Origin of the sequence: Paracoccus albus, from assembly GCF_027913035.1 — a bacterium.
In the GTDB taxonomy this organism is placed as follows: Bacteria; Pseudomonadota; Alphaproteobacteria; order Rhodobacterales; family Rhodobacteraceae; genus Paracoccus; species Paracoccus albus.
The window spans coordinates 2,139,536-2,164,215 of sequence record NZ_CP115775.1 but is presented as its reverse complement, the minus strand read 5'-3'; the positions used below and the strand labels follow the sequence as shown (position 1 = coordinate 2,164,215).

At 61.3% G+C, this 24,680-nt stretch carries 25 protein-coding genes and 3 pseudogenes; 11 read left to right on the top strand and 17 right to left on the bottom strand.

Going from position 1 to position 24,680, the window contains the following annotated elements; translation table 11 throughout:
* Positions 1–14 precede the first annotated feature (14 nt).
* The 6 genes and pseudogenes from PAF20_RS10810 to PAF20_RS10785 all read left to right on the top strand — a co-directional run.
* Positions 15–1,028 carry a TAXI family TRAP transporter solute-binding subunit gene (locus tag PAF20_RS10810; RefSeq protein WP_271070652.1) on the top strand — a complete coding sequence of 338 codons (1,014 nt, stop codon included), beginning with the start codon at positions 15–17 and terminating at the stop codon, positions 1,026–1,028.
* Positions 1,029–1,072: 44 nt separating this feature from the next.
* Positions 1,073–3,019, top strand: a complete 1,947-nt coding sequence (locus PAF20_RS10805; RefSeq protein WP_271070651.1) for a TRAP transporter permease — start codon at positions 1,073–1,075, stop codon at positions 3,017–3,019.
* Entirely contained in the window at positions 3,016–4,689 is a 1,674-nt protein-coding gene (locus PAF20_RS10800) for a sulfatase-like hydrolase/transferase (RefSeq protein ID WP_271070650.1), read from the top strand. The genes PAF20_RS10805 and PAF20_RS10800 overlap by 4 nt, the downstream gene beginning before the upstream one ends.
* Positions 4,690–4,817: 128 nt before the next feature.
* On the top strand, positions 4,818–6,605 hold the full coding sequence (locus tag PAF20_RS10795; protein ID WP_271070649.1) for a SulP family inorganic anion transporter: 1,788 nt from the start codon (positions 4,818–4,820) through the stop codon (positions 6,603–6,605).
* A gap of 325 nt (positions 6,606–6,930) precedes the next feature.
* Positions 6,931–7,419: a DUF3489 domain-containing protein gene (locus PAF20_RS10790; protein WP_353620586.1), complete on the top strand. Its 489-nt coding sequence runs from the start codon at positions 6,931–6,933 to the stop codon at positions 7,417–7,419.
* Positions 7,420–7,622: 203 nt separating this feature from the next.
* Positions 7,623–8,732: pseudogene (locus tag PAF20_RS10785) on the top strand (IS3 family transposase); the annotation flags it as partial.
* A gap of 137 nt (positions 8,733–8,869) precedes the next feature.
* Here the strand turns inward: PAF20_RS10785 and PAF20_RS10775 are convergent.
* The 16 genes and pseudogenes from PAF20_RS10775 to PAF20_RS10700 form a co-directional block, all read right to left on the bottom strand.
* The gene (locus PAF20_RS10775) at positions 8,870–9,127 is read right to left on the bottom strand and encodes a type II toxin-antitoxin system ParD family antitoxin (RefSeq protein ID WP_271070648.1); all 258 of its coding nucleotides are present in this window, start codon (positions 9,125–9,127) and stop codon (positions 8,870–8,872) included.
* A 78-nt stretch (positions 9,128–9,205) separates the two neighbouring features.
* Positions 9,206–9,376, bottom strand: a pseudogene (locus PAF20_RS10770) (ParB N-terminal domain-containing protein); the annotation flags it as partial.
* A 6-nt stretch (positions 9,377–9,382) separates the two neighbouring features.
* Positions 9,383–9,772, bottom strand: coding sequence for a type II toxin-antitoxin system VapC family toxin (locus PAF20_RS10765; protein WP_271070647.1), 390 nt, complete (start codon positions 9,770–9,772; stop codon positions 9,383–9,385).
* Positions 9,759–10,034, bottom strand: coding sequence for an AbrB/MazE/SpoVT family DNA-binding domain-containing protein (locus tag PAF20_RS10760; RefSeq protein WP_271070646.1), 276 nt, complete (start codon positions 10,032–10,034; stop codon positions 9,759–9,761). The genes PAF20_RS10765 and PAF20_RS10760 overlap by 14 nt, the downstream gene beginning before the upstream one ends.
* A 688-nt stretch (positions 10,035–10,722) precedes the next feature.
* A complete protein-coding gene (locus PAF20_RS10755) occupies positions 10,723–11,460 on the bottom strand; it encodes a hypothetical protein (RefSeq protein WP_434802956.1) in 738 nt (245 codons plus the stop codon).
* Between the two features lie 816 nt (positions 11,461–12,276).
* Positions 12,277–12,417, bottom strand: a pseudogene (locus tag PAF20_RS18860) (helix-turn-helix domain-containing protein); the annotation flags it as partial.
* Entirely contained in the window at positions 12,414–12,812 is a 399-nt protein-coding gene (locus PAF20_RS10745) for a VRR-NUC domain-containing protein (protein WP_271070645.1), read from the bottom strand. The gene PAF20_RS10745 and the pseudogene PAF20_RS18860, both read right to left, overlap by 4 nt.
* On the bottom strand, positions 12,809–13,078 hold the full coding sequence (locus PAF20_RS10740) for a hypothetical protein (protein ID WP_271070644.1): 270 nt from the start codon (positions 13,076–13,078) through the stop codon (positions 12,809–12,811). The genes PAF20_RS10745 and PAF20_RS10740 overlap by 4 nt, the downstream gene beginning before the upstream one ends.
* Positions 13,075–13,335, bottom strand: a complete 261-nt coding sequence (locus PAF20_RS10735; RefSeq protein WP_271070643.1) for a transcriptional regulator — start codon at positions 13,333–13,335, stop codon at positions 13,075–13,077. The genes PAF20_RS10740 and PAF20_RS10735 overlap by 4 nt, the downstream gene beginning before the upstream one ends.
* Positions 13,336–13,390: 55 nt before the next feature.
* A complete protein-coding gene (locus PAF20_RS10730) occupies positions 13,391–13,681 on the bottom strand; it encodes a hypothetical protein (protein ID WP_271070642.1) in 291 nt (96 codons plus the stop codon).
* 272 nt (positions 13,682–13,953) lie between these two features.
* Positions 13,954–14,265, bottom strand: coding sequence for a hypothetical protein (locus tag PAF20_RS10725; RefSeq protein WP_271070641.1), 312 nt, complete (start codon positions 14,263–14,265; stop codon positions 13,954–13,956).
* Positions 14,266–14,470: 205 nt separating this feature from the next.
* Entirely contained in the window at positions 14,471–15,742 is a 1,272-nt protein-coding gene (locus PAF20_RS10720) for a tyrosine-type recombinase/integrase (RefSeq protein ID WP_271070640.1), read from the bottom strand.
* A gap of 283 nt (positions 15,743–16,025) precedes the next feature.
* On the bottom strand, positions 16,026–17,216 hold the full coding sequence (locus tag PAF20_RS10715) for an alpha-hydroxy acid oxidase (RefSeq protein WP_271070639.1): 1,191 nt from the start codon (positions 17,214–17,216) through the stop codon (positions 16,026–16,028).
* Entirely contained in the window at positions 17,217–17,894 is a 678-nt protein-coding gene (locus PAF20_RS10710; RefSeq protein WP_271070638.1) for an RraA family protein, read from the bottom strand. It lies immediately after the preceding gene.
* Positions 17,891–18,826, bottom strand: coding sequence for an NAD(P)-dependent oxidoreductase (locus tag PAF20_RS10705; RefSeq protein ID WP_271070637.1), 936 nt, complete (start codon positions 18,824–18,826; stop codon positions 17,891–17,893). Before PAF20_RS10705 ends, PAF20_RS10710 begins: the two co-directional genes overlap by 4 nt.
* Entirely contained in the window at positions 18,813–19,700 is an 888-nt protein-coding gene (locus PAF20_RS10700; protein WP_271070636.1) for a DUF1932 domain-containing protein, read from the bottom strand. The genes PAF20_RS10705 and PAF20_RS10700 overlap by 14 nt, the downstream gene beginning before the upstream one ends.
* Before the next feature lie 267 nt (positions 19,701–19,967).
* Here PAF20_RS10700 and PAF20_RS10695 point away from each other — a divergent pair, with 267 nt between their 5' ends.
* The 4 genes from PAF20_RS10695 to PAF20_RS10680 all read left to right on the top strand — a co-directional run bounded on the left by PAF20_RS10695 (position 19,968) and on the right by PAF20_RS10680 (position 23,713).
* The gene (locus PAF20_RS10695) at positions 19,968–20,924 is read left to right on the top strand and encodes a tripartite tricarboxylate transporter substrate binding protein (RefSeq protein WP_271070635.1); all 957 of its coding nucleotides are present in this window, start codon (positions 19,968–19,970) and stop codon (positions 20,922–20,924) included.
* A gap of 49 nt (positions 20,925–20,973) precedes the next feature.
* The gene (locus PAF20_RS10690; protein ID WP_271070634.1) at positions 20,974–21,432 is read left to right on the top strand and encodes a tripartite tricarboxylate transporter TctB family protein; all 459 of its coding nucleotides are present in this window, start codon (positions 20,974–20,976) and stop codon (positions 21,430–21,432) included.
* Between the two features lies 1 nt (position 21,433).
* A complete protein-coding gene (locus PAF20_RS10685; protein ID WP_271070633.1) occupies positions 21,434–22,948 on the top strand; it encodes a tripartite tricarboxylate transporter permease in 1,515 nt (504 codons plus the stop codon).
* Positions 22,949–23,068: 120 nt separating this feature from the next.
* Positions 23,069–23,713, top strand: coding sequence for a GntR family transcriptional regulator (locus tag PAF20_RS10680; RefSeq protein ID WP_271070632.1), 645 nt, complete (start codon positions 23,069–23,071; stop codon positions 23,711–23,713).
* 503 nt (positions 23,714–24,216) lie between these two features.
* Here the strand turns inward: PAF20_RS10680 and PAF20_RS10675 are convergent.
* The gene (locus tag PAF20_RS10675; protein WP_271070631.1) at positions 24,217–24,414 is read right to left on the bottom strand and encodes a hypothetical protein; all 198 of its coding nucleotides are present in this window, start codon (positions 24,412–24,414) and stop codon (positions 24,217–24,219) included.
* Between the two features lie 71 nt (positions 24,415–24,485).
* On the opposite strand from PAF20_RS10675, the gene PAF20_RS10670 reads away from it, so the two are divergent.
* A complete protein-coding gene (locus tag PAF20_RS10670; RefSeq protein WP_271070630.1) occupies positions 24,486–24,647 on the top strand; it encodes a hypothetical protein in 162 nt (53 codons plus the stop codon).
* Positions 24,648–24,680: the final 33 nt, after the last annotated feature.

The following is a 24,680-nucleotide window of genomic DNA, read 5'->3' as shown; positions in this document are numbered from 1 at the left end:
AAGGAAACGCTACCATGAAATCGATTATCAGAAATGTTACCATCGCCGCGGCGATGACGGTGGCCGCAACACATGCGGTGAGTGCGGATACGCTCTCGGTGGAGGGCGCGGCACCGGCTTCGCTGACCGGGCTGGTGCCCCAGACGCTGGCGACCTATGCCGCAGAGGAAGGCGTCGACCTGCAGGTCGTTCTGGGCCAGACACTGACCAAGTCGGGCCTCAAGGTCGCGGCCGGTCAGACCGATATGGCCGTCGTACCGCCGATTGCGCTTGCCGCGATGAAGCAGGGGACCGGACCTTACGCCGCACAGGGTGAGCAGGCCGCCGAACTGCACGCGAACCTCCGGTCGCTGTTCGGGTTTCCGGGCGGGGCGTTCCATGTGATCGCATGGGCCGATTCCGGCATCGACAGCTGGGACGACCTTTCGGGCAAGCGTGTCTATATCGGTGCCCCGGCCGGTTCCGCGAATTTGCAGATCCGCGGCATGATCGAACAGGCGAGCGGCCTGAAGGATGGCGAGGATTACGAGGGCATCCGTGCGCCCTGGGCCGCGGCACAGCAGGCCTTTCAGGACGGGCAATTCGACGTCTTCATTCCCGCCGTGGCGGTCGGTCAGCAATCGCTGAACGAGCTGAGCCTTCAGCGAGAGATCCGCATTCTTGGCCTGCCGGACGACGTCGTCGGCTCTGACGGGCTGAACGGATTTGTGAGCGAAGCCGGGTTGACCGTCATGGATATTCCGGCGGGGACCTATTCAGGTCAGGCAAACGGGGACGAGGATCTCAAGACGATCTCGACCACGATGACGATGGCGGTCAACCAGTCGATGACGGATGACAACGCCTATGCGCTGACCAAGGCCTATTGGGACAATCTCGACGACATGAAGGCGCAGAACATGCTGCTGCGCCCGATCGATGAGGAGCAGCCATTCCTGAACCTTAACGTGCCTCTGCATCCGGGCGCTGCCCGCTATTACGAAGAGCAGGGCATCGAGATCCCGGACAGTCTGCGCCCGGCCGGCTGAGCCACGCGGCCGGGCTTTGACCATATTTCACAGGGGGGAGTACCATGACCGGTTCCGACACCGTCGCGAAACGATCCATACTTGAAACCACCACGCTTCTGCTGGGGCTGTTCGTGGCGGTGATCGGGCTTCTAAACGTGCTGCCGTCCTATGGGGTTTTGCCGAGGATCGGTCCCTTTCCGGTCAGCTGGTTCAGGCCGCTTTTCTATGGCGCTTCCATTGTGACCGTGGTGCTCACGCATCTTAGCGTGCGTCAGTCCTCGGGCCGTCTTTCGCTGCCCGAAATCCTCGGCTGGGTTGCTTTGGCGTCGGTCGCGGTCTGGATCTGCTGGGACTATTACGTCGTCTACAAGATCCTCAACGAGTCGGTGATGTTCTTCACCACCCGCGAGGCTTGGATGGCGACGGCCATAGCGCTGATCACGCTGATCCTGTGTTGGGCGGCTTGGGGTCTGCCGATTGCAATGCTGGGGCTGATCGCGTTTCTGTATCTCGTCACCGGGCAGCACTGGCCGGGGATGTTGCAGACGGCCACAAGCTCGATTGCCGAGACGGTGGCGCAGAATATCTGGTATGATGCCGATCAGGGGATTGTCGGCTCGATCATGGCGATTGTCCTGTCGACCGTGCTGCCATTCATTATTCTGGGGTCGATCCTTGACGGCGTGGGTGCCGGACAGTCGATGATCCGGATTTCCTTTCACCTGATGCGCCATCTTCGCGGCGGACCCGCCTATGCCGCCATTGTCGCCTCGGCAATGTTCGGCACGGTGTCCGGCAGTGCGGTCGCCAATGTCGTCGGCACCGGCGTGGTGACGATCCCGATGATCAAGCGCCGTGGCTTTTCACCGAACTTTGCCGGCGCCGTCGAGGCGACGGCATCGACCGGCGGGCAGATCTTGCCACCGATCATGGGTGCGGCAGCGCTCGTCATGGCCGATTATGTGGGGGTCAGCTATCTGACGGTCGTTCTGGCCGTGCTGGTGCCAGCCGTGGCCTATTACCTGTCGCTGTTTCTGGCGGTGGCCTTCGAATGTGCGCGTCTTGGCGACCGGATCCATCTGACCGATGACGATACCGAGGTGACGCGGCAGGACTGGCTGAATCTGGTGCTGGTCTTCGCGCCGATCTTCCTGATCGTCTGGCTGCTCGTGTCCGGCATGTCGCCGGCAGGGGCGTCGATCGCCGCAATCTTCCTGCTGATCCCGCTTTCGGCCATCAACCCGGAAATCCGGCGTAACCCGCTGCTGCTTGTCGCGGCGCTTGCCGATGGTGGGCGAACGGTGGCGAAACTGGCCATTGCCATCGGCGTTGTGGGAATCATCGTGTCGGTGCTCTCGGCGACGGGTGTGCCGACGAAATTTGCCGTTCTGCTGAACTCGGCCTTCGATGCGTCGCTGTTTCTCGCGCTGCTGATCACCGGGATCGGCTGCGTCGTTCTGGGTATGGGGATGCCGACGCTTCCGGCCTATATCGCGATCATCGTGGTCATGGGGCCGACGCTGGCCGATCTGGGCGTCTCGACCCTGACGGCGCATATGTTCGTCTTTTTCTTTGGCGTCGCGGCGGGCATCACGCCACCCGTGGCCATCGCCGCCTATGCGGCCTCGGCCATTTCGCAGGGCAAGCCGCTTGGCACCGCGGTCGAGGCGACGCGCGTCGGGGCGATGATCTTCCTGATCCCCTTCGCCTTCGTCTACAACCCGATCCTGCTCGGCGTTTCGGATTCCGGCGCGGTGTTTTCCGCGGGCCTGTGGGTCTGGGCGGTGCTGCGGCTGGGGTTGGCGCTTTACATGTGCGGCTCTTCGCTGGTCGGATTTGACCGGATGCGGCTGTCCCTCGTCGAGCGCCTTGTCCGCTTTGCGCTTGTCGTCGCGCTGATGTCGCCGGTCACCGTCATCAACCTGGGCGCGATCGGTCTCAGCATTGCCCTGATCGTCCTGCACTTCGTCCGCTCGAAACGGACACCAGAAAGAAAGGTTCTTCAATGACCCGTCAGATCAGAAACATTCTGTTCGTGATGTTCGATCAGCTTCGCTGGGACTACCTGTCCTGCACCGGGCATCCGACGCTCAAGACCCCGCATATCGACGCCGTGGCCGCCAAGGGCGTGCGCTTTACAAGAACCTATGTGCAGTCGCCGATCTGCGGCTCGTCACGGATGAGCTTCTATACCGGGCGCTATGTTCACAGCCACGGCGCGCATCGCAACAATTTCCCGCTGAAAGTGGGCGAGATGACGCTTGGCGACCATCTTCGCGCCAATGGCATGGATGCGTTTCTGGTCGGAAAAACCCATATGGAGGCGGATGCCAAGGGTCTGGAACGGCTGGGCATCGCGCCCGACAGCGTGATCGGGGCCCGCCTGTCGGAATGCGGCTTTGACGTGGTGATCCGCGATGACGGGCTGTGGCCGGAGGGGCCGGACGGGTTTTACGACGAACGCCGGTCGCCCTATAACGAGTACCTCAAGGAAAAGGGCTATCCGGCGGCGAACCCGTGGTCCGAGAACGCGAATGCCGGGATCACCGAAGACGGCGAAATCGCCTCGGCATGGTTCATGAAAAACGCAAACATGCCAGCCAATATCCGCGAGGAAGACAGCGAGACGCCCTGGCTGACCACCGAAGCCATACGGTTCGTCGATGAGCGGGAGGGCGCGCGTCCCTGGCTGTGCCACCTGTCCTATATCAAGCCGCACTGGCCCTATATCGTCCCGGCGCCCTACAATGAACTTTACGGCCCGGATGACCTGATCCCGATCATGCGCAGCGAGATCGAGCGCGAAAACCCGCATCCCGTCTATGCGGCCTATATGGACACGCGCGTTGCCCAAAGCATCTCGCGCGATGAGGTGCGCGACAAGGTCCTGCCCGCCTATATGGCGCTGATCAAGCAATGCGATGACCAGATAGGGCGGCTTATGGCACATCTGGAGGCGACCGGCCGGATGGAGGACACGATGATCGTCCTGACCTCGGATCATGGCGATTACATGGGCGATCACTGGCTGGGCGAAAAGAATTTCTTCCACGAAGCTGCGGTCAAGATCCCGATGATCATCTATGATCCGCGGCCGGAGGCCGATGCGACGCGCGGCACGACATGCGATGCTCTGGTCGAGTCCATCGACCTTGCCGCGACCTTTGTCGAGGCGACCGGCGCAAAGGTGCCCGACCATGTGATCGAGGGACGCGCGCTGACCGGCTGGCTGCACGGCAAGCCACCCCAGGACTGGCGTGACTATGTGATCTGCGAATTCGACTATTCCACAACGCCGCTTCGCAAGAAGCTGGGTCTGAAGCCGCGCGATGCCCGCGCCTTCATGATCTTCGACGGCCGCTGGAAGATGATCCATTTCGAGGGCGGTTTCCGGCCGATGCTGTTCGATCACGAAACCGATCCCGACGAGTTCCATGACCTCGGCGAACTGACCGAACATGAGGCGGAGATTGATCGCCTTTACACGCATCTCGGTGCCTGGGCGCGCCGCATGTCGCAGCGAACGGCGCTGTCGGATGAGGAGGTCGAGGCCATGGGCCCGCACTCGGCGCGGCGCGGGGTCACGCTGGGGCTCTATGATGGCAGCGAAGTGGAACCGGAAATGACCGAAACGCTTCGCGGCAAGGCGAAGGGAGATTTTCGCGAAAAACCGGAATAGGCCAGGCCTGGCCGTGATCGCCGCCCCCTGATGCACGGCCAGTGCGGTCAAGCGCCACCAGCTGTCTTTGCCGCGTCCGGCATGCGATTGACCGGACAAGATTGATCTTTTGAATGTAAAGCGGTGCCATGCCTGACGCCAAAGCTGCACTCACGTCGCATCTTCGTGACCTTTTCGGCCGGCCGGAATGGTTCGCCAGGGTCGGCCCGCAGACATTGCGCGCCGATCTTTTCGCGGGGCTGACCGGGGCGACGCTCGTGCTGCCGCAAGGCATCGCCTTTGCCGCGATTGCCGGTCTGCCGCCGGAATACGGTTTTTATACGGCGATGGTCACGGCGACCGTGGCGGCGCTTGCGGGATCAAGCTGGCATGCCGTTTCCGGCCCGACCACGGCGATATCGGCGCTTGTGTTTGGCGCCCTTTCAGGAATGCTGGCACCGGGATCGCCCGAATTTATCGCCGCCGCGATCACGCTGGCCGTGCTGGTCGGCATGATCCAACTGGCGATGGGCCTTGCGCGTATGGGAGCGCTGGTCGATTTCGTCTCACATTCGGTGATGACCGGCTTCGTGACCGGGGCCGCAATTCTCATCGCGCTGAGCCAGATCGACAAGGCCCTGGGGATCGAACTGCCGCGCCCCGAGGACCTTGGTGGCTTTGCCTCCGGCCTGTTTCACAATCTGTCGGAAACCAGCTGGCGTGCGGCGCTGGTCGCGGGTTCAGCGCTGGGGACCGCGCTGCTGATCAGGCAATTTCTTCCGCGATGGCCAAACTATCTGATCGCAATGGCGCTTGCCACTCTGGTCAGTGTGGTGCTTGGCGGGGCAGGGAGCGGTATCGAGACGATCGGAGCCATCGACGGGGTGATCCCGACCTTCGCCTTTCCGGATCTGTCGCTGGATACGATCAGCGAGCTGAGCTCTGCCGCGGTCGCCATCGCCCTTGTCGGCCTGCTGGAGGCGATGTCCGTGGCGCGGGCGCTGGCCATCAGGTCCGGGCAGATGATCGACGGCAACCGCGAATTCGTCGGGCAGGGGCTTTCGAACGTCGGGGGCGGGTTTTTCCAATGCTATCCCGGCTCGGCTTCGTTCACGCGATCCGGGGTCAATTATGACAGCGGCGCCGCGACGCCGCTTGCCGCGATCTTTGCCTCGGTCTTCCTGCTGCTGATCCTTCTGCTCGTCGCCCCGCTGTTTGCCTATGTACCGATCCCGGCCATGGCGGGGGTGATCATTCTGGTCGCCGCGCGGCTGATCGATTTCCGCGAGATCCGCCACATCCTGAGCACCTCGCCGGAAGAGGCCTTCATCGCCGGGGTGACCTTCCTGTCAGCGCTTTTTATCGATCTCGAATTCGCCATCTATGCCGGTGTCCTGCTGTCTCTGGCCCTTTTCCTGAAAAAGACATCGCAGCCTTTCGTCGGGGTCGGCGCGCCGGATCCGTCCACCCCAACCCGTGTGTTCAAGAATGCGGCAGAGAATGGGCTGGCGGAATGTCCGCAGCTGATGTTCGCGCGCCTTGACGGACCGCTTTATTTCGGGTCCGTCGAACATGTCCGCCGTATCTTCCGCCGTTTCGAGATCGAGCGCAAAGCGCAGAAGCATATGATCTTCGTGGTCAAGGGCGTCGGAGAAATCGACATGCCGGGGGCCGATCTGCTGATCGAAGAAGCCGCGCGGCGTCACCGCCGGGGCGGATCGTTCCACCTGCAGACCAAGACCCCGCGCACGATCTCCAAGCTGGCCCGCTTCAAGGTGATGAAGGCCCTGACGCGCGAACATATTCATCTGTCCAAACGCGATGCCATCGCCGAGATCATTCCTCTTCTCGATCCGAAGATCTGTGAGACCTGTCCCCATCGGATATTCTCGGAATGCCCACCCGCGCCATCTGGAACAGAAGGCGATGTACCGTAAATTCGTCCTAACCCTCTGTGCCCGAGGTCAACATGTTTACGGCTTCAGAGGTCGTGAAATATGATCAGCCGTTGGCTCCCTCGCGCATAGTCTGCAATGATCCTGACGTGGTTATTGGATGTTGACCTAAACATGCTCGCCATGGCCGTTTGGATTGGTAACTTCTAAACCGAAGCTGGTGGAAGCCATGGGATTAAAGTTTCGCGTGTAGCTCTATACACTTAGCCTCTCGTCTGAGCATTCATCGTGGCGATAGTCGTTCATGCGAAGAGGTCCCCGATGCCGAAACTCACCGACACCCAAACCCTGATCCTGACCCGCGCCAGTGCCCGGCCGGGCAATCTCGCCCTTCCGCTGCCGAAAGGGGCTGCATGGCGCGGCGGCGAAGATAGCCATCGGGCGGATGCTCAAGCGTGGCTTCATCGAGGAGGTCGCGGCCAACCTCCGGCGCAATGAACAGCTCTGGCGTGAAACCGGCGATGGGCGCGGCACGGCGCTGATCGCCACCGATGCCGGGCTTGATGCCATCGGCATGGATCCGGTGTTGGTCAAGGGCATGGCCGGATTGCGGGACGCCAAGCCCGAGTCCATCGCCGCCGCCCAGCGTCCCGGGACGAAACAGGCGCAGCTGATCGCTATGCTGCAGGCGCCTGAAGGCGCGACCATCGTCGAGATCGCCGAGAAACTGGAGTGGCGGCCGCACTCCATTCGTGGCACGATCTCCGGATTGCTGAAAAAGAAGCTTGGTCTGCGGGTGATCTCCGAGAAAAAACCGGCGCGGGGTCGGATCTACAAGACTTGTCTTGCCCTATGATCATTCCGGCCACCGGGTTTCCAAGCTGTCAGGGGGACGGCATCATCGGTTTATCGTTCGACGCCCAACAGCTACATCCTGTGCGTCGCGCAGGATGGCCTTGGGTCTGATAGAGGACTATTCGTTAAAGATGGCTTCTGACCTGCTCCCCTGAAGTGTCCTCGAATTACGGTTAGCCTGTTCTCCAACTGAGGAGACAGACGATGAAGAGACTCCGTTTCAGCGAAGAGCAGATCATTGGTATTCTGAAGGAGCATCAAGCGGGCGCAACGGCTGCTGGTTTATGCCGCAAGCACGGCATAAGCGACGCGACTTTCTATAAGTGGCGGTCGAAATACGGCGGTATGGAGGTGTCCGAGGCACGGCGTCTGAAGGCTCTGGAAGCTGAGAACGCAAAGCTCAAGAAGGTGCTGGCTGAACAGATGCTTGATGTCGCGACGCTGAAAGAGATGCTTGGAAAAAACTTCTGAAGCCTGGTTCAAGGAGGAATGCCGTGGACTGGGCAATGCAAACCGAGGGTTACAATCAGCGTCGGGCCTGTGCCCTGGTCGGGATCGATCCGCGCGTTTATCGGCGTGAGCCGAAGCGTCCGGCGGACAGCGAGCTACGGGTCAGGATGAAGGAACTGGCGTCCGAGCGGCGGCGCTTCGGCTATCGCCGCCTGCACATCCTGCTGAAGCGGGAAGGCTGGGCAGTGAACTGTAAGAAGCTTTACCGGCTCTACCGTGAAGAGGGCTTAACCGTCCATAAATGCGGCGGACGCAAGCGCGCCGTGGGCACCAGAATGCCCATGGCGATCCCGCAAGGGCCGAACCAGCGGTGGTCACTGGACTTCATGTCTGACGCATTGGGAGACGGGCGCCGGTTCAGGGTGCTGAACGTGATCGACGACTTCAGCCGGGAATGCCTGGCCGCCGTGGTGGATACGTCCATCGGCGGTGCGCGTGTCGCCCGCGAACTGGACCGGATCGCACAGATGCGCGGATATCCCTGTATGGTGGTCAGCGACAACGGCACGGAACTGACCAGCAACGCGATGCTGAAATGGCAGGAGGACCGCAAGGCCGATTGGCATTATATCGCACCCGGAAAACCCATGCAAAACGGCCTGGTCGAAAGCTTCAACGGCCGGATGCGCGAGGAGTGCCTGAACGAACACCTGTTCCCATCTCTGCGCCATGCCTGCCGCATGATTGCGGCATGGCGCGACGACTACAACCATCACCGCCCGCATTCGAGCCTCGACGGGCTCAACCCGGCGGAAGTATCACCAACGGTCAGAAGAGGACCCAAACCTGAACAGAGCTAACTTATAAACGCGGACTCCATGGGGAGCAGGTCAAGACCTCATAGGCGGTGGCCTGTCGCGGTCCAAAGGTGTCGATTGTCCATCCGGCAATGTCTATCAGCGAAGCTTCCGCAGCCCGCGTCAGACGCCAGGGTTTCGGCATCAGAACTTCGCGCGCGTAGTCGCAAAGGCACGACGGATGGCGTCCTCGCAGCTGCCCGGTACCAGATCGCCCCGGCGGGCCTGCTCCAGGCCTTCCACGAGCCGGGGACGAAAATCTTCAAACTCGGCTTCATTGCGCTCCAGTAGCCGCAGTCCAGCCCGCAGCGCTTCGGAAGCGTTCTGATAGCGCCCGGAGGCGACCAGCCGGTCGACCAGTTCGGATTGGGCATCGGTCAGAACGACATTTCGCGTGGCCATGTGTATCTCCGCATTGTATTGGCAATATATGCCAATTGAGACTGGATGTCGCTAGGTACCCTCATCTGGCGGTCCTTCCAGACCCCCATCGTCGCCGACCATGCAGGGCACGGTCCAGCCGAAGCGGGACATGCTGGCGGCAGTCCGGGCGACCTGATCGGGCCCATGCATCTTGGCGTTTCGGGCATAGGGGCGCAGCCGCTCGATCGGCCAGAACTCAATCTGGCGCGGCGCAAAGGTGAGGTCCATGTGGCCTCACGCCTCTTTGACGAAGCTGATCCCGGCTGACGTCGCCGCTTTCACGAATTTGCGGTCAAAGGTCAGAAGCGCATCCTGTGCCTCTGCGAGGCCAAGATGCAGCGCATCGGCGAAGTCCATGCCGCGCTCGGTCAGATCGAACGCCGCCGATACTGTGGCCTCATCCTGAATGGTCACTTCCGGCAGACCGCCGAACGCCCGAATGGCCCGTACGACATCCGCCGGATTGTAGCCATAGGCGCTGCGCAGCACCCACTCGGTTTCAAGCACCACCGTGACAGGGACGAATACGGACTGCCCGTCGACGATCTCGCGCGCGCGTTTAGATTGCTCGGGGTGATCGCCGGTCAGGTATCTGACGACGATATTGGTATCAATCGCGATCATGGTGCCGACGGGCCTCGGCCAGAACCCCGGCCTCCATCTCCTCGACCGATTTCGGCTTGCCCGCGTAGGGCAGCATGCCGAAGACATTTTCTGACCGGGTTGGTGCGAATGCGGGTGCGCGTTTCAGCAGGACACCCTCCGGGGTCTCCTCGACGATCAGCCGCGTGCCGGCATCCCATTTCCGATGCGTGCGGATTGCCTTGGGCAGGATGACCTGTCCCTTGGTCGATACGGTCGTGATCAGGGTGTCGGGCTGAGCCATCGGTTGGACTCCCAAAGTAAGACGCTGGTAAGATAATGCACATATCAGCGTGTTTCAATAGGCGAACAAGGATGTGCCGCTGCCGGTTTCCTGGTCCGGTCGATCCCGATAGGTGCCGCCGCCCCCAATTCCCCGCCAGTGTCGGACACTGTCAATTCCGTGGGGCTATTCCATCACATATCCAAGCGCCCGATAGCCCGTCCTTCGTTTGGCAGCCATCCTGGCGAGGACCGGGACCGAACTGTCGACATAATTGACCACCAGCTGGAGGGGCTGCTGGACAAGGAAGCAGGGCAGGTGTGATGCGCGCCCGGCCTCCTCGGCCTTGCCGGGGCCGACCGGGGCGTCAAAACTGGCTTCGCAGGGTGGCTTCTGGCCACGCCCTGGCTTCCCGCAGGCGGCTTCCTGGATTCCTCAGGAATCCACCCTGCGGCGGCGCTTAAAGCCTTGTTTTATTGATCGAAACAGCGCTCCGGTGGCCCAGGTGGATTCCGGGTGGACTCCCCGGTGAAAACGCCTGACGCTGGCAAACTTCCGCGCTGCGCCCCCCCGAATACGGACAGCGCCGGGGAGGAACCAAGGCAGGGGGGTAGCGCTGAAGAGTTTGATCGGGAGAGCGCCTGAGCGGGTATGTTCTCCGGGCGCTCGTCTTCGATGCTTGGGTTATGAGTCAACAGGGGCACGAATGTCAAACTGTTTTGTTACCGATCTGTTCGCGGCCCGTCGGGTGCTCCCATGGTTGCCGTCTCGGCATGGCACCGGTCACCTCGATGCTTCGCAGCATGCCGCCCGCGATCAGCCCTTCCCGTACCCAATCCAGCGCCAGCCACCATTGCGCGTAGTGGCGATGCGCGGCGGCGATCTGGCCCGGATGCGGCGAGAAGGTGACCGGGCAGGCCCGCAACTCCACCGTCCGCCACTTGCCGCGCGACAGCACACGGGTTGTGCCGACCGCGACGGTGATCGAGCGGGTGCCGTGCTGGTTGCGCTTCATCTCGACCGGCACGCAGCGCGGCAGGGCGCCCGGCATCCAGTCGGGAGTCATCCCGGCCCGGGCCAGTTCTGCGATGCGGATCGCCATGCGCAGACCGCCAATGGTCGTCGGCAGGCCGGCGACACAGGCCGCGATGACCTCGGCATCCTCGTGCGTGGAACTATCGGGCTTGTACCGGCCACCATCGATACGACAGCCCAGCGCGGCACGTTGCATCAGCACGTATTCGAGGCCGAAGCCCAGACCTTCGCCGCGTTCGGAGTCGGGCGGTTCAGGCAGTTCCAGCCGGGCCTTCTCGGTCCGAAAGGCCCATTCCAGCACCTGCTGAACGCCCAGCGCGCGTTTCGTGCGGGTGCTTGTGGCACTACGGCTCGGGAACCGGGCGCCCCGTTCTCGTAGCCGCTCGGCGGTCACCAGACCGCGTTCCAGCATGGCATTGCGCACGGTGTTGGAGATGGCGTTCGAGGGCAGGTAGCCGTCTCCGTTCACCAGCCCGGCGTAAAACGCCGCAATCTCGTCGATGCTGGCGCGGGGCGTTTCGGCAGACTTGCCGCTACGCTTGCGGCGCTTGTCGCCGTCAGCGGACCTCGTGGCGTCGGCCGTCCGCGCGGCCCGCTCCATCGCCCTGTCCAGCGCTCTTGGCCCATCCGGCGGATTGGGATGGGTGCTGCGACTGTCGCGGGCCACGGCGACGATCCGATCCTCGGTCAGCCCGAGATCGGTGATCCAGCGCCGGACATGCTCCCGGGGTGGCCAGCCCTGCCACCAGCCGGGAAGCCCGGCATCGGTGTCCAGACCGAGGGCGTCGAGCAGGTTTCCAAAAAATTCCTCAAATCGATCATCGCGCGCTCGCGCGTCCTCCTCCTCCTCCTTTACTGGTTCCCTTAAAGGTTCTCTTACAGGGTTAGTGTCCGGATTCCGGACACGGAAATCGCCGTTTTCCGGACACGGCTCTGCCCGAAATCCGGACACGGCTCCGTTTGCAGATTCCGGACACGGGTTGGCTGCATTGGCCGACATCCGGCGTGTTTCGCCGTCAGGCTTATCACCTGAAAACCCGGGAAAATCGCCATGTCCGGATTCCGGAGACGGGTCGGATTCGGGATCGTCGAACCCCTCCTCGAAACCGAGAATGTAGCGGGTCGGTTGCTGGCGTTTCGTCACCGGGTCGACGCTTGCGCAGCGCCGGATCAGTCCGGCGATTTCCAGCTTGCGCAGATGGTCGTTCAGGGCGGATCGGCTGATCTCGCAATCGGCGGCCAGCCGTGCCTGCGTCGGAAAGCACCCGAAATCGGGGTTGTGACGGTCGCAGAGTTGCCAGAGCACGATCTTGGTCGCGGGCTTCAACCCGCGCTGCAGGATGGCCCAGTTGGTCGCGAAATGGCTCATGCGCAGGCCCTCCGGCGCGGGTTCAGAGCTTGGGCGCGCGTCGTGATGCCGTGATCGGCGAGCGCGTCCAGCGCGTCCTCGATCGAGCGCACCAGCGCCCAGCCGAAGCCCTGGGCCTTCACCATGTCGCGGAACGCCTTCTGCGCCGGGCTCAGCCTGCCGGAGGGGCTTTTGACCTCCAGAAACAGCACCTGACCGCCGGTCAGGACGATCAGATCGGCAAAGCCCGGAAAGACCCCCATGCCCGTCAGGATCACCTGTCGTTGGCGTGCGGCCTTGCCGCCTGATCCGACGTCATTGGCGGAATGGTGGATGATGGCATCGCGGGGCAGGACGATGCGCAGCGTATGGACGATGGCGCGCTGGATATCAGCCTCTGGGGTGCGGCGGGTCATGCGTCACCGCCTTTCGGTTTCTGGTTTGACACGCAGATCAGCAAACCGGCGAGGGCCAGCGCCTCGCGGCGCTCTTGCGGGTCGCTACTGTGCGCGGCGATGGCACGGCAGGCGAGGATGATCAGGCTGTCCGGGTGGTGAACGAAATCGGCGACGATGCCACGGGCCTCGACGAGGCGTTGGGCAGGCCAGTCCGGCGTGCTGGGCGCGGCGTCCGTGCTGTCGCAATCGACGTTGGACGCGGGCATCGGGGTCATGGCGTTCATTTCCGCCCCCGCGTCTTGCTGGGCTTCGTCTCGGCGACACGCGGCATTTCCTGCGACTGCAGCCAGTCCTGCACCACGCTCATCCGGTAAAAGATCTTGCGACCGGCGCGGACGCAGGCCGGGCCCTTCCGACGGCGCTCCGAGCGCCCCAGCGTGTCGACGGTCAGTCCCAGCTCCTGGGCCAGATCGTCGCGGCTGATCCAGCCGCGCAGCAAGCGCGGTTCTATCGCCGGTTCCGCACTCACGGGTTGTGTCATGCTCTTGCCTCCTTCTTAGCCGTCCGGATCGGCGGGCTGACGGGGAGAAGAACAATCACATCAAAGCGCCCGGCAGGGAGGCGGAAGGTGGCGTAAGTACGCCGGACTTGTGCCGCCCCATGTTTTGCTGGGTTTGCGACGCTTCGTGGCCAATCAGCGTGATTCGCTGCCGGTCTGAATGCCGTCGAAAGCCGTCGAAACCACAACCGGCGGAATTGATTATGCCGGTTGCCGCTAACAGGATCAGCGCTTGAGGACGGCGGAACATGTCAAGAACAAAGACTCGCTTATCCACAGTCAAATCGGCTGGACAAGTCGCGCCATGGTGGTGAACAAAGCGGTCCAATCACGCCGGATGCGGTCGAACGACGCGAGCCTTTCTAAGGCCCGCGATCGGGAGAGATGTACCTGCGTGTGGGTGGGATGAGGCAGGCGTTGGCTTGGGTGACGGGTCGTCAGCGCCAAGGAATAAAAGGAGATGAGGCAGACATGCCATTGCCGCAACGCGCATTTTACACGGTCCAGGAGGCCGCGCTCCGATGGGATTGTACATTGGGCGGGCTCGCCGGCTGGGCCGCGACCGGACGGCTGGAGATTGTGACAGCGATCCCGCCAGTGTTACAGGGCGGCCATGTTTATGCTGGCTTCGTCGCCGTGCCGGTTTCGGATATCTTGGACTTGTTCTGGCCTGGCGACAACACGACTGGAACGGCGACCCTGCGGCGGTTTCGTCCCGTTGACACCGAGGAATGGGTGCTGATCGAAAATCCCGCGGATTTCGTTGAGGTTGGTCTTTCTCGTCTCATGATTGCCGCTGAGGAGATGCAGCGCTTCGAAGCGACGAACGGGTTGATGCGACGCGTCAACAGCGGCGCCCCGTCGCGCCACGACTGGGAAGGTGTGCTGGCTTACCTGATCCGCCGCGTTCATGTTGAGGGCGTGCCTGCAACCCAAGGGAATGGATTGCCATCGCACAGGACTGGTTCGCGCAGAATTCGGAGGGTGGCGAGATTCCCGATGAAAGCACGATTCGACGCAAGCTTGGGCCCATATGGAAAGAGCTGCAGGAGACGGTCTAGGGCGGTGTTTGATCGCGATCTCGCCGCTACACCGCCCAGCGCTCCGCCAAGGATGATCAGGCGCTTCTGCGTGCCTGTCCGTCTTGCAGCCCAGCATCATGCACCAGCACCGGCTTCGGCCGGAACGCGCTGGCCACGGCATCGACACCGGCGCGCAGCGGCGAGTCCATCAGATGCGCATAGCGCGCTGTGGTCTGTGTCTGGCTGTGACCGAGCAATTTGCCGATCATCTCCAGCGAAGCACCGCCGCTGACCAGCAGCGAGGCGAAGGTATGACGGAGATCGTGGATGCGAACATCTTCGATCCCGACCTGCTTCTGGATCTGATGCCAGAAGCGGCGGATCTCCTTCACCGGCTGGCCGGGCACATCGCCCGGAAACAGGAACGGACAGCCGCGCGGCACCAGCAATTGCCGCTGGCGCACGATGGCTGCGGCTTCATCAGAGATCGGCAAGCGATGGATCTTCCGCTGCTTGGTCATGCTGGCGGGTTTGGACCAGCTGAGATGTTCGAGGTTGAAATGCTCGAACCGCGCCTGCCGCACCTCGCCGACCCGCGCCCCGGTCAGCATGCAGAGCCGGATGATATCCGCCGCCCGCCGGTCCTCGGCCGCGTCCAGCGCAGAGGCAAGTTTGCGGATTTCCTCCTGAGACAGAAACCGCTCGCGCGGGTTCTCGATCCGGCGGCGAAAGCCCGAGGCCGGATTGTCCTCGCGCCAGCCCCAGCTCTGCGCAAAGGTGAACATCTTGCGCAGCACCTCGCCGACGCGATTGGCCCGCACCGGGGTCGGTTTCGCCCCCTGCAGCTTGCGGGCCCGGTTGTTGGGCTTGGCCTTGTGCGGCCTGGCGCGGCCTTCGGCAATGCGGTTCAGCAGTTTCTCGACGTCATAGGGTGTGATCTCGGTCACCAGCCTGTTGTTCCACTCCGTGCCCACCAGCTTGGTCAGCATGGACCTTTGATCCGAGGCATTGGCCTTCGCCAGATTGGGCAGATGCACCTCGGCATAGCGGTCGATCAGATCCTTGAACCGGGGCGCGTCACGCCCGTCCTCCTTCGTGCCCAGCGGATCGCCTCCGGCATCGATATCGCGGCGCAGTTCCTTCGCCCGCTCCCGCGCCGCAGCCGTGGACCATTCCGGCCAGCGCCCCAGCGTCATCCGTCGCTGCCGCCCGGCATGGCGGTAATCCAGCGTGAAGGCCCGGTTGCCGGAGCGGTAGATGCAGATGGCAAACCCCCGCACCTCGCTGTCGAAAATCTGATAGTCCCGGCCCGGCTCCGGCGCCGCCTCCCGCGCCGATTTCTCGTTCAACCTCAATCGCTTCACCATGCCCAGCGCCTCCTTCTTGCATCCCACATGAGGCTCAGCCTCGCGCGCATGGCAAGTCATACATCGGCACCCGGACCGGCAGGGAGGCGGAAGGTGGCGGAACTAAGGGAGAGGCGTGCCGGTGGGGTATCGGGATGTGATGCCTATCGGCGAGTCTTTCACCTTTTTCCACCAGAACAAGGTGGAAGCTAAGGTAGAGATTATCATTGCGGCTGGTGTCCTCGCAACCTACGGACGGTGTAATTGCGACCACTCAGCCCGATCCTAGTCGCGTCATCGGCCTTTATCTCAACTCATGTGGAGCAACGACTCCCAAAAGCGCCATGTCCCTGTCGATTTCTTCGCGCAATATACTCATGGCATGGCGCACCCCGGCCTCGCCATCTGTTGCGGCTGCGAATAGGAATGGGCGGCCGACAAAGACGAAGTCCGCCCCCAGCATAATTGCTTTCAGGACATCGGTGCCGCGCCGGATGCCGCTGTCAAGCATCACGATCATGTCGGGAACCGCATCTCGGATCGCTGGCAAGGCGACGATGGAGGGCAATGCGCCATCAAGCTGGCGACCGCCGTGGTTTGAAACGATGATGCCGTCGCACCCGAACTTTTGGGCAAGCTTTGCATCCTCGGGGTCCAGAACACCTTTTAGAATAAGTTTGCCGCGCCACCTCTCGCGTATTATCTTCAGGTGCTCCCAGTTCAGTTTGTCCCGTGCGATCGTCGAACGAACCAGATCTCGTGAAAAGAGTGGCGGTCCCTGGACGGATTCCATGTTCTCAAAATGCGGCATACCACGATTGAAAAGCTCGCGCCCCAATGTGCCAATGGTCCATCGGGGATGTGTCGCGCCCTGCCAGATCAGTTGGGGTGTGACGCGGAATGGCGCGTCAAAGCCATTGCGGGCATTGTTTTCCCGGTTGCCGGTGATCGGAACGTCGGCTGTGACCACGAGATGATCGAAACCTGCTGCCGCGACGCGCTCCAACAGTGCGACGATGCGGCTTTCGTCGCCCGGAACATAAGCCTGAAACCAACGGCTTCCGGCTTCTCGCGCGACGCGCTCCAAAGGTGTCAGGGAAGCCGCCGAACAGATCGCGAAAGTGCCGCTGCCAGCAGCGCCCTTCGCCAGCGCAATATCGCCGTCATAGGCCACCATAGCGCTGAACCCCATCGGAGCGACGCCGAAAGGAACCTCGTAGGTTTTTCCAAACAGATTCGTTTTCTGGCTGCGGGCCGACACGTCACGCAAGATGCGCGGCCGAAACGTGATGGTCTGAAAGGCCTCGCCGTTACCCCGAAGGCTGCTGTTGGTTTCGACGCCGCCGCTGACATAGCCGAACATGGACAGGGGCAGATGACGCCGTGCGCGCCTCTCGAAATCGTCCAGAGAAAGCGCGGATCGCAGCCGCCATGGCGTCTGGTTTGGCTTGCGCCGGACGGTCCCGACTGTTGGCGATGGCGTCAGCGGGGCCATCTATTCGAACTCGCAGCCGCGTGTCTGAAGCGTATTCATCACCCAGCTTCGATCATCGGTTCCCTTCGCGATGAGCGCCAGTTCCTCCTGTTCTGCATCATATTTCTTCTGCGTGGCAGCCAGGACGGTCTCGGTCTGGTCGAACGGCACGCAGAGGATACCATCGCCATCCGCCAAGATCAGGTCGCCGGGCTTGATGACCATGCCTTCAATGGCGATAGCCGTATTGATCTCGCCAGGGCCGTCTTTGTAGGGGCCGCGATGGGTCACGCCAGCGGCGTAAAGCGGGAACTTCATTTGCCGGATTTCCTCGGCATCACGGATCGCACCGTTGACGATGATGCCTGCGATCTTATTGCGCTGCGCGATCGCCACCATGATTTCGCCCATCGTGGCGGTGGTGACATCGCCGCCGGCGTCGACCACGATCACATCGCCCGGTTCGGCGATGTCCAGCGCATGATGCAGCATCAGATTGTCGCCGGGGCGCGTGCGAACTGTCAAGGCCGGCCCCGCAAGAACCTTGCCGGTGTCGTGGATCGGGCGCAGCTTCGCGCCGCCGGCAAACATGCGCGACATGCTGTCGCTGGCGTTCGCGACAGGCAGCTTGCTGAACGCCTTTGCGATCTCCGGGCTGACGCTACGCTGGCGCTTCCTGACGCAGAATCCGATGGTCATACTGTTTTTCCTTCCTGTGCATTGAGGGCGTCCAGAACCTTCTGGCCGATGATCATTCCGGTGCGGCGCAGGCCGGCATTCGTCGAGGCGCCGATATGGGGGGTACCGATGAAGCGCCAGGAGCCGACAAGCAGCGGGTTGTTTGGCGCGGGCGGCTCGACCTCGAAAACGTCGGAGGCGGCGGCGGCGATCTGGCCCGATGCCAAGGCATCGGCCAGTGCCCGTTCATCCACGATCCCGCCGCGCGCGCAGTTCACCATCACTGCGCCGGGGCGCAGGGCTGACAATTCCGCCTTGCCGATCAGATTGCGCGTCTGCGGCAGAAGCGGCAGGTGTAGGAACAACAGGTCGGTCTCTCGCAGCAGGGCGGATACGTCATTGTGGCGGTGAACAGAGGCGGGCCACATGCCGTGCGGCAAAGCCGGATCATAGCCGCTGACATTGGCGGAAAACCCGTCGATCAGTCGCGAGGCGACAGCGCGCCCGATGGCGCCCATCCCAAGAATGCCAATCCGCCGTTCCGACACCTCGAAGCCGCCGGGAATATCCGCGCGCGCCGACTTTCCATGCTTCAATGCCTGATCGTGAAGGTCGGGAGAGCGAAGCAGCAGCATGGCGAAGAGAACGGCCAAATCCGCTACAGATTCGGCATTTGCACCTTCGGCACGGAAAACCTGCAGATTGCGCCGTTCGGCAGCATCCATGTCGATATTATCGGTGCCGGCACCATGCTTGCCGATCACTTTGAGCATCGGCAGGCTGGCCAGCAGGGATTCGTCGACCGGACGGGCCCTGACGATCAGGGCGGTCACATCATTGAGCCGAGCATCGGGTATTGGGCCGGGTCCAAGCACTTCGGCGTCCGCAGCAAGCAATGCGATTGCGTCCGGATGAATGTGTTCGGTTACCCAGATGACGTTACGCCGTTGCATTGGCGACCTCGCGATGCGGGTTGAACTGACTTTCCAGCCAGCGCAGCGCAGCTTCTGGCGACTCATCGGGACCGGGCCCGGCTGTCGCGGTTCTGGCGAAAAGTTGCCTTGCCGCCAGTAGCATGAACGGAGTGAGCCCCGCGTCCCTCATCAGGGATATCGCGGCCTCGATTTCATGTGTCCGGCGTCCGGCGTGTTTCGGGTGGGTTCGCAGCATCTCCGCGAGAAACTCGGGCATATCGACCTCCGCCAGATCTGCCAGCGCGATGCGCAGTCCATCGGTTTGCCCCAGCGCGGCCGCAGCAAGCTGGGTTTCGACGACAAGCGCCTCGAGTCCTTTCATGAACAGACTGCGCAGCAGTTTCAGCGCGCTTGCGCTGCCTGGCTCTCCGTCGATGCAGGCAATGTAGCAGCCAAGCCTGCGGAGCATTGTAGCTACTCCTTTGGCTTGCCTGCCCGCGAATACCATCGGCGTCGCCAGGCCACCCAGACCCACTGCACCAAGCACTGTGCCATCGATCAAGCGGTCGCCAAGTATGGCCGATGCCTGCTGCATGACGCTTGGCGCAGAAGATGTCAGATCAAGGATGGGGCAGACTCCTGACCGGTCAGCCAGTTGCCGGATGATGTCGAGGCTGGCTGCCGCAGGCGACAGAATGATAACTAGATCAAATCTGCCGAGGTTGCCCGGTAGTTCCTTGAGCAGAGAGATGCCCAGTGTCTGTGCCTCCTTCTTCACTTCTTCCACTGCGAATGGGTCCACTGCGGTGACTCCGGCACCCGCCTCCCTGAAGCCCGAGGCATATGCCCTTCCTGCGGCGCCATAGCCGGCGACCAGCAGCTGAATGTCTTTGGTTGTCTTCGAATCAGTCAAATCGACCTCCTCCTCACGCCTCGAATCGGCGTCTCCTCAGCTTCTATAAAAGAACAAAAAAAAGACAAAATGCAATAGAAGATGCTGGCGACACCAAGGTCTCGCGGCGCGCACACTCAGCGGAGATAGATTAAAAATATTTTAAAACAATATTATAGGAAAAATACCATAAATAGAAAAATTGTCTCTTTGCGGGTCAGGGGGTCTTGTGTAGATTTATTTGTATCCAAAAATGCCCACGAGGAGTAGGGCGCAAGGAGGAATGGGATGAGAACTTTCGCTATTGCATCGACGATTCTGGCTGCCGGTATTTCGGCCGCTTATGCCGAATATCCAGAGCGCCCGATCAACATGATCGTGGCTTACAGCGCGGGCGGCGGGACCGATATCGCCGCGCGCACTCTGGCGCCTTATATCGAGAAATATCTCGGCGACGACGCCTCAATCGTGGTCCTGAACAGGCCGGGCGCTGGCGGCGAGATCGGCTTCACGGAGCTGGCGCAGGCCGAACCGGACGGCTACACAATCGGTTTCATCAACACACCGAACCTGCTGACGATCCCGATTCAGCGTGACGCGCGTTATTCGCTGGAGAGCCTGACGCCAATCGCCAATGTCATCGACGATCCTGACGCGTTCAGCTTCTTGCCGAGTAGCGAGATCAAGAGCATCGAAGATCTGATCGCATATGCAAAAGAGAATCCCGGCCAGGTGACTTATGGAACGACGGGCCTGGGTTCTGACGATCATCTCTCCGCTTTGGAATTTGAACGGATCGCAGGTGTCGAGTTGAAGCATATCCCGTTTCCGGGCAATGCGGATGTGCGCACCGCCGTTCTTGGCGGCCACGTCATGATGGCCAGCATGAACATTTCCGAGACTATGGCCGATGTCGAGGAAGGCAGCCTGCATGCGCTCGGCCAGATGGCGACGGAGCGCTGGTCGGGGGCTCCTGACATCCCGACCTTCCAGGAGCAGGGCTACGACATCGTCATGGGTTCCATGCGTGGAATCGGTGCGCCTGCCAATCTCCCCGAAGATATCGCCGACAAGCTGGAGGCCGCCGTCAAGGCCGCCGTCGAGGACCCCGAATTCCAGGAGAAGGCAAAACAGCAGCATCTTGCGCTGTCCTATCTCGACTCAGAGGCCTATCTGGCCGAGCTGCAGTCGCTGAATGCTACCTTCGAGGAGCTTTGGACCACCGAGCCCTGGGCGCAGGAGTAACCGGCACTGCGGGGCTTCGCCCCGCAGTTTCCTTTTGGAGGAGGACATCATGGAAAGAGCGAAGGTCGAGACCGGGGCAGCCCTGGTTTCGCTTCTATTCAGTGCATTTGGCCTGATAGAGGCGTGGGGCTATTCCGGCGAGGGAGGTATGATGCCGCGCGCCGTCATGCTGCTGATGGTCGCCCTTTCGGCGATATGGTGCATTCAGTCCATCGCGCGCCTCGGTCACCATTCTGGCGAGATTATCAGCGCTACACCGCAGCAGTTACGCGGGGCAGCGCTGCTGGCCGTCGCGGGCCTCTTCTTGCTGTTCGGTATGCAATATCTGGGATTCTTCACCACGGCGGTCTTTGTGCTGCCTGCGGTGGCGTACGGGTTGGGCTATCGCGAGCCAAAGGGGTTGGCGATCGCGACCGGGCTTTTCATGCTGCTGCTGATCGTGGTGTTCCGCATCTTCCTGGCGGTGCCGCTTCCTGTCGAACTCCTCTTTTCATTCATGGAAGGCTGAGATGGGTCAGATTTTTCAGCATATTTTAGATGCACTACCGCTTCTGTTCGCGCCCATGACCATTATTGCGATGATCGGCGGCACTGCAATCGGGATCGCCGTCGGCGCTTTGCCGGGCCTGTCGGCGACGATGGGCATCGCAGTTCTGATACCGCTGACCTTCACCATGGAGCCTGTCTCCGCCCTGGGGATGATTGCAGGTATCTATAACGGCGCCATGTATGGCGGCTCGATCCCAGCCATCCTGCTGCGGATACCCGGAACACCGGCAGGCATCGCGACGGTTTTCGACGGCTATCCGATGGCGCAAAACGGGCAGGCGAACCTTGCGCTTCGGATCTCGCTGGTCTCATCCAGTATCGGCTCGGCGGTCAGCGCCGTCGCGCTGCTGGTCCTCGCGCCGCCTTTGTCGATGATCGCGCTGAAATTCAGCGCCGCCAACTATTTCTGGCTGGCAATCTTCGGACTGATGACCATTGCAGTCCTTCTGTCGGACAATCCTGTGAAGGGGCTTCTTTCGGCCTGCTTCGGGCTTTTCGTTGGAATGATCGGCATCGATATGCTGACCGGGATCGAGCGCTTCGCTTTCGACCAGCTCGAACTGCTGAGCGGTATCAACATCATCGTCCTGCTGACGGGCCTCTATGCCATTCCTCCTGCGATTGATCTCGCGCTCAGCCCTATCAAGACTGACGGCGATGTGCAGGGCATGGATGACGACGCCAGTCGCTTCAGCTGGTCGAGCCTGCTTCCTGTCTGGGCAAAATCATCTGTGATCGGTGTGGTGACGGGCATCATCCCCGCGCTGGGTGGTAACGTGGCGGCGCTGTTTGCCTGGAACGAGCAGCGTCGCGGCGATCCCGACAAGGAAAAATACGGCAAAGGTGCCCCAGAGGGTATTGCTGCGCCAGAATGCGCCAACAACGCCGACACGGCCGCGACACTGATTCCAGCACTGACGCTTGGCATTCCGGGTAGTTCGGTTGCTGCGGTTATTCTTGGCGCCTTGCTGGTTCATGGGCTCGTTCCCGGACCGCAACTGTTCCGTGAGAACGCCGAGGTCACCTATGGTTTCATGCTGGCCATGCTTGTGACCTCGGGGCTCATGCTGCTGCTTGGTCGCTTTGGGGCGCGTGCATTCGTTAATGTGCTGAAAATGCCCACACAGCTTCTGGCGCCGATGATCTTTATTCTGGCCACGGTTGGAGTGTTTGCGATCCATAACAGCATGTTCGAGGTTTGGCTGATGCTCGGATTTGGCATCCTTGGCTATGTCATGGAGAAACTGGACATCCCGACCGCGCCAGCGGTTCTGGCTGTCATACTTGGCCCCATTGCCGAAGAAAACCTGCGCCGCGCGCTCTTGATCTCGAGTGACGGCTTTCTGGGCATCTTCCAAGGGCCTATATCAATGATCCTGATCGCGCTGATTCTCGCGACCACCGGTCTGCCGATCCTCAAGCGCATGTTGTCGCGCAGGAAGGACAAGATCGCGCCTGCAATCGCGGATGAGTAGGCGCGAACTTTCTTTGCGCCGCGAATGGCCGCGACCTGTCGTGGCCATTCTTTTATCTGTATTGTGCTGCCGACGGTCACAGAAAGGCCTTCCGGCCAAGGACGATCCAGGACAAGAAAGATGAAGGTTTCCGAAACGGTCTATTCCAAACTCAGGCGGCGGCTGGTCTCCGGATATTACGACCCCGGCACCCAACTGAAGGAGGAAGCGCTAGCCGCTGATTTCGATGTCAGTCGCACACCCATTCGGAATGCGATCGCGCGCCTGACTTCCGAAGGTCTTCTGACTCCTGCCGAAAAGCGCGGAGCGCTGGTGACCCCCTGGCGGCTGGAAAATACCGCCGATGTTTTCGCCCTTCGCATCCTGCTCGAAGGTCATGGCGCCTATCTGTGCGCCCAGAATGCGACTGAAGAACAGATCACTTTGCTTGAACAGACCTGCAAAGAAATGGAGCACCATTTTGCCGCAAAGAGCCCCAATTGGGTCAAGAAGATGGATCAGGGAAACCTGGTTATTCACGAAATGCTCTATGAAGGATCTGGCAGTCCCCATCTGAGGCTGTCGGGCAAGCATCTTCTCGAAGTTCCGCAAGTGATCGGTGGCTTCTTCATCTACGAGGATGCTGATGTCGAAGAGAGCCTGATGCAGCACAGAGAGATCGTCAAAGCCATCAGACGGCGCAATGGCGACTGGGCGCGCTCAGCCGTCGCCTGCCATCTGAACGCAGCGCTTGAGCGCTTTCGGCGAAGGTCGTCGGACGAATGACCTCTGCGGTTTTTGCTGCCGAACGTCGCGATGCTGGTCGTACGTGGGGCGACTTGTGATGCAGCTGATTTCTTTTCACCTCAACGCCACCTCAACCCTTGGCTGCAGTTTTCGCGCATGTTTTGCCGTCCAAATCCGCTCGATGCAGCCGAATGCAGGAATGGAGATCGCAAGAAATCAAACGGTTATCTCGTAATATGCTGAAATCGTTCACTTTCCGATTTTCCCTTCTGATCGGCTCATTACCTGAAGGCCGTTGGTTAAGGGGTTTCATGCATACGAGCGAGATAGCCCGAATAGCGAAAAACAGTGTCCAAATCCTACCGCCGCAACCAACACTAATTCTTCAATCTTATCAATGGCTCCGATGCTTGCGCACGGGGCAGTGCCGCCATTTGCACGCCGCGAGACCTGCTGCAGCGGCTGACCCGGCGCCAGACGCAGCAGGCTAGCAAGTGCCCCGTGCAGATGTATCAGCAGCACGTCGCAGGCAAGATCCGGCGTCAGGGCGCCACGGCCATCGCCCGCTGCGCTTCCTTCGCCTCCTCCATGCCGTCGGCATCGGCGAGGCCGCGGATCAACTGGCCGACCCGGTCGCGATAGGTTTTGGCCATCGAATGATGGATGCGCAGCGTGTCGGGCTTGGCAGCGCTTGCCAGCAGCTTCTCGATCTCCTGGCGGCGCGTGTCCAGCTCGATCATCCGGTACCTGACCTGTTCGGCCGGCGCGCCGGCGATGAAGGTTGCCGTAAGCCCGTAGAAGAGGCACAGTGATGCTGTCCGTCATCGGCACCGGCTTCGGGATCGCCATTAGCATAGTGCGTCACCAGCCGCGCGCGATCCCGGACCGAAAAATCCGTGTCCTCCTAGTCAAGCGCTCCTGCCACATTTTCCTGAACATTCTTGGCAAGCGTCCGGCCTTCGATCTTCTCTAGCACGTCGATTCCCAGCGAATAGCGCTAGCTTTC

Coding starts and splice junctions, on each gene's coding strand:
- PAF20_RS10810 (WP_271070652.1), top strand. CDS start 15: ATGAAATCGATTATCAGAAATGTTACCATCGCCGCGGCGATGACGGTG.
- PAF20_RS10805 (WP_271070651.1), top strand. CDS start 1,073: ATGACCGGTTCCGACACCGTCGCGAAACGATCCATACTTGAAACCACC.
- PAF20_RS10800 (WP_271070650.1), top strand. CDS start 3,016: ATGACCCGTCAGATCAGAAACATTCTGTTCGTGATGTTCGATCAGCTT.
- PAF20_RS10795 (WP_271070649.1), top strand. CDS start 4,818: ATGCCTGACGCCAAAGCTGCACTCACGTCGCATCTTCGTGACCTTTTC.
- PAF20_RS10775 (WP_271070648.1), bottom strand. CDS start 9,127: ATGGCCACGCGAAATGTCGTTCTGACCGATGCCCAATCCGAACTGGTC.
- PAF20_RS10765 (WP_271070647.1), bottom strand. CDS start 9,772: ATGATCGCGATTGATACCAATATCGTCGTCAGATACCTGACCGGCGAT.
- PAF20_RS10760 (WP_271070646.1), bottom strand. CDS start 10,034: ATGGCTCAGCCCGACACCCTGATCACGACCGTATCGACCAAGGGACAG.
- PAF20_RS10755 (WP_434802956.1), bottom strand. CDS start 11,460: ATGCTGGAACGCGGTCTGGTGACCGCCGAGCGGCTACGAGAACGGGGC.
- PAF20_RS10745 (WP_271070645.1), bottom strand. CDS start 12,812: ATGACCCGCCGCACCCCAGAGGCTGATATCCAGCGCGCCATCGTCCAT.
- PAF20_RS10740 (WP_271070644.1), bottom strand. CDS start 13,078: ATGAACGCCATGACCCCGATGCCCGCGTCCAACGTCGATTGCGACAGC.
- PAF20_RS10735 (WP_271070643.1), bottom strand. CDS start 13,335: ATGACACAACCCGTGAGTGCGGAACCGGCGATAGAACCGCGCTTGCTG.
- PAF20_RS10725 (WP_271070641.1), bottom strand. CDS start 14,265: ATGAACGCGGCGGATCAGGTAAGCCAGCACACCTTCCCAGTCGTGGCG.
- PAF20_RS10720 (WP_271070640.1), bottom strand. CDS start 15,742: ATGGTGAAGCGATTGAGGTTGAACGAGAAATCGGCGCGGGAGGCGGCG.
- PAF20_RS10715 (WP_271070639.1), bottom strand. CDS start 17,216: ATGGCCCCGCTGACGCCATCGCCAACAGTCGGGACCGTCCGGCGCAAG.
- PAF20_RS10710 (WP_271070638.1), bottom strand. CDS start 17,894: ATGACCATCGGATTCTGCGTCAGGAAGCGCCAGCGTAGCGTCAGCCCG.
- PAF20_RS10705 (WP_271070637.1), bottom strand. CDS start 18,826: ATGCAACGGCGTAACGTCATCTGGGTAACCGAACACATTCATCCGGAC.
- PAF20_RS10695 (WP_271070635.1), top strand. CDS start 19,968: ATGAGAACTTTCGCTATTGCATCGACGATTCTGGCTGCCGGTATTTCG.
- PAF20_RS10690 (WP_271070634.1), top strand. CDS start 20,974: ATGGAAAGAGCGAAGGTCGAGACCGGGGCAGCCCTGGTTTCGCTTCTA.
- PAF20_RS10685 (WP_271070633.1), top strand. CDS start 21,434: ATGGGTCAGATTTTTCAGCATATTTTAGATGCACTACCGCTTCTGTTC.
- PAF20_RS10680 (WP_271070632.1), top strand. CDS start 23,069: ATGAAGGTTTCCGAAACGGTCTATTCCAAACTCAGGCGGCGGCTGGTC.
- PAF20_RS10675 (WP_271070631.1), bottom strand. CDS start 24,414: ATGATCGAGCTGGACACGCGCCGCCAGGAGATCGAGAAGCTGCTGGCA.
- PAF20_RS10670 (WP_271070630.1), top strand. CDS start 24,486: ATGCTGTCCGTCATCGGCACCGGCTTCGGGATCGCCATTAGCATAGTG.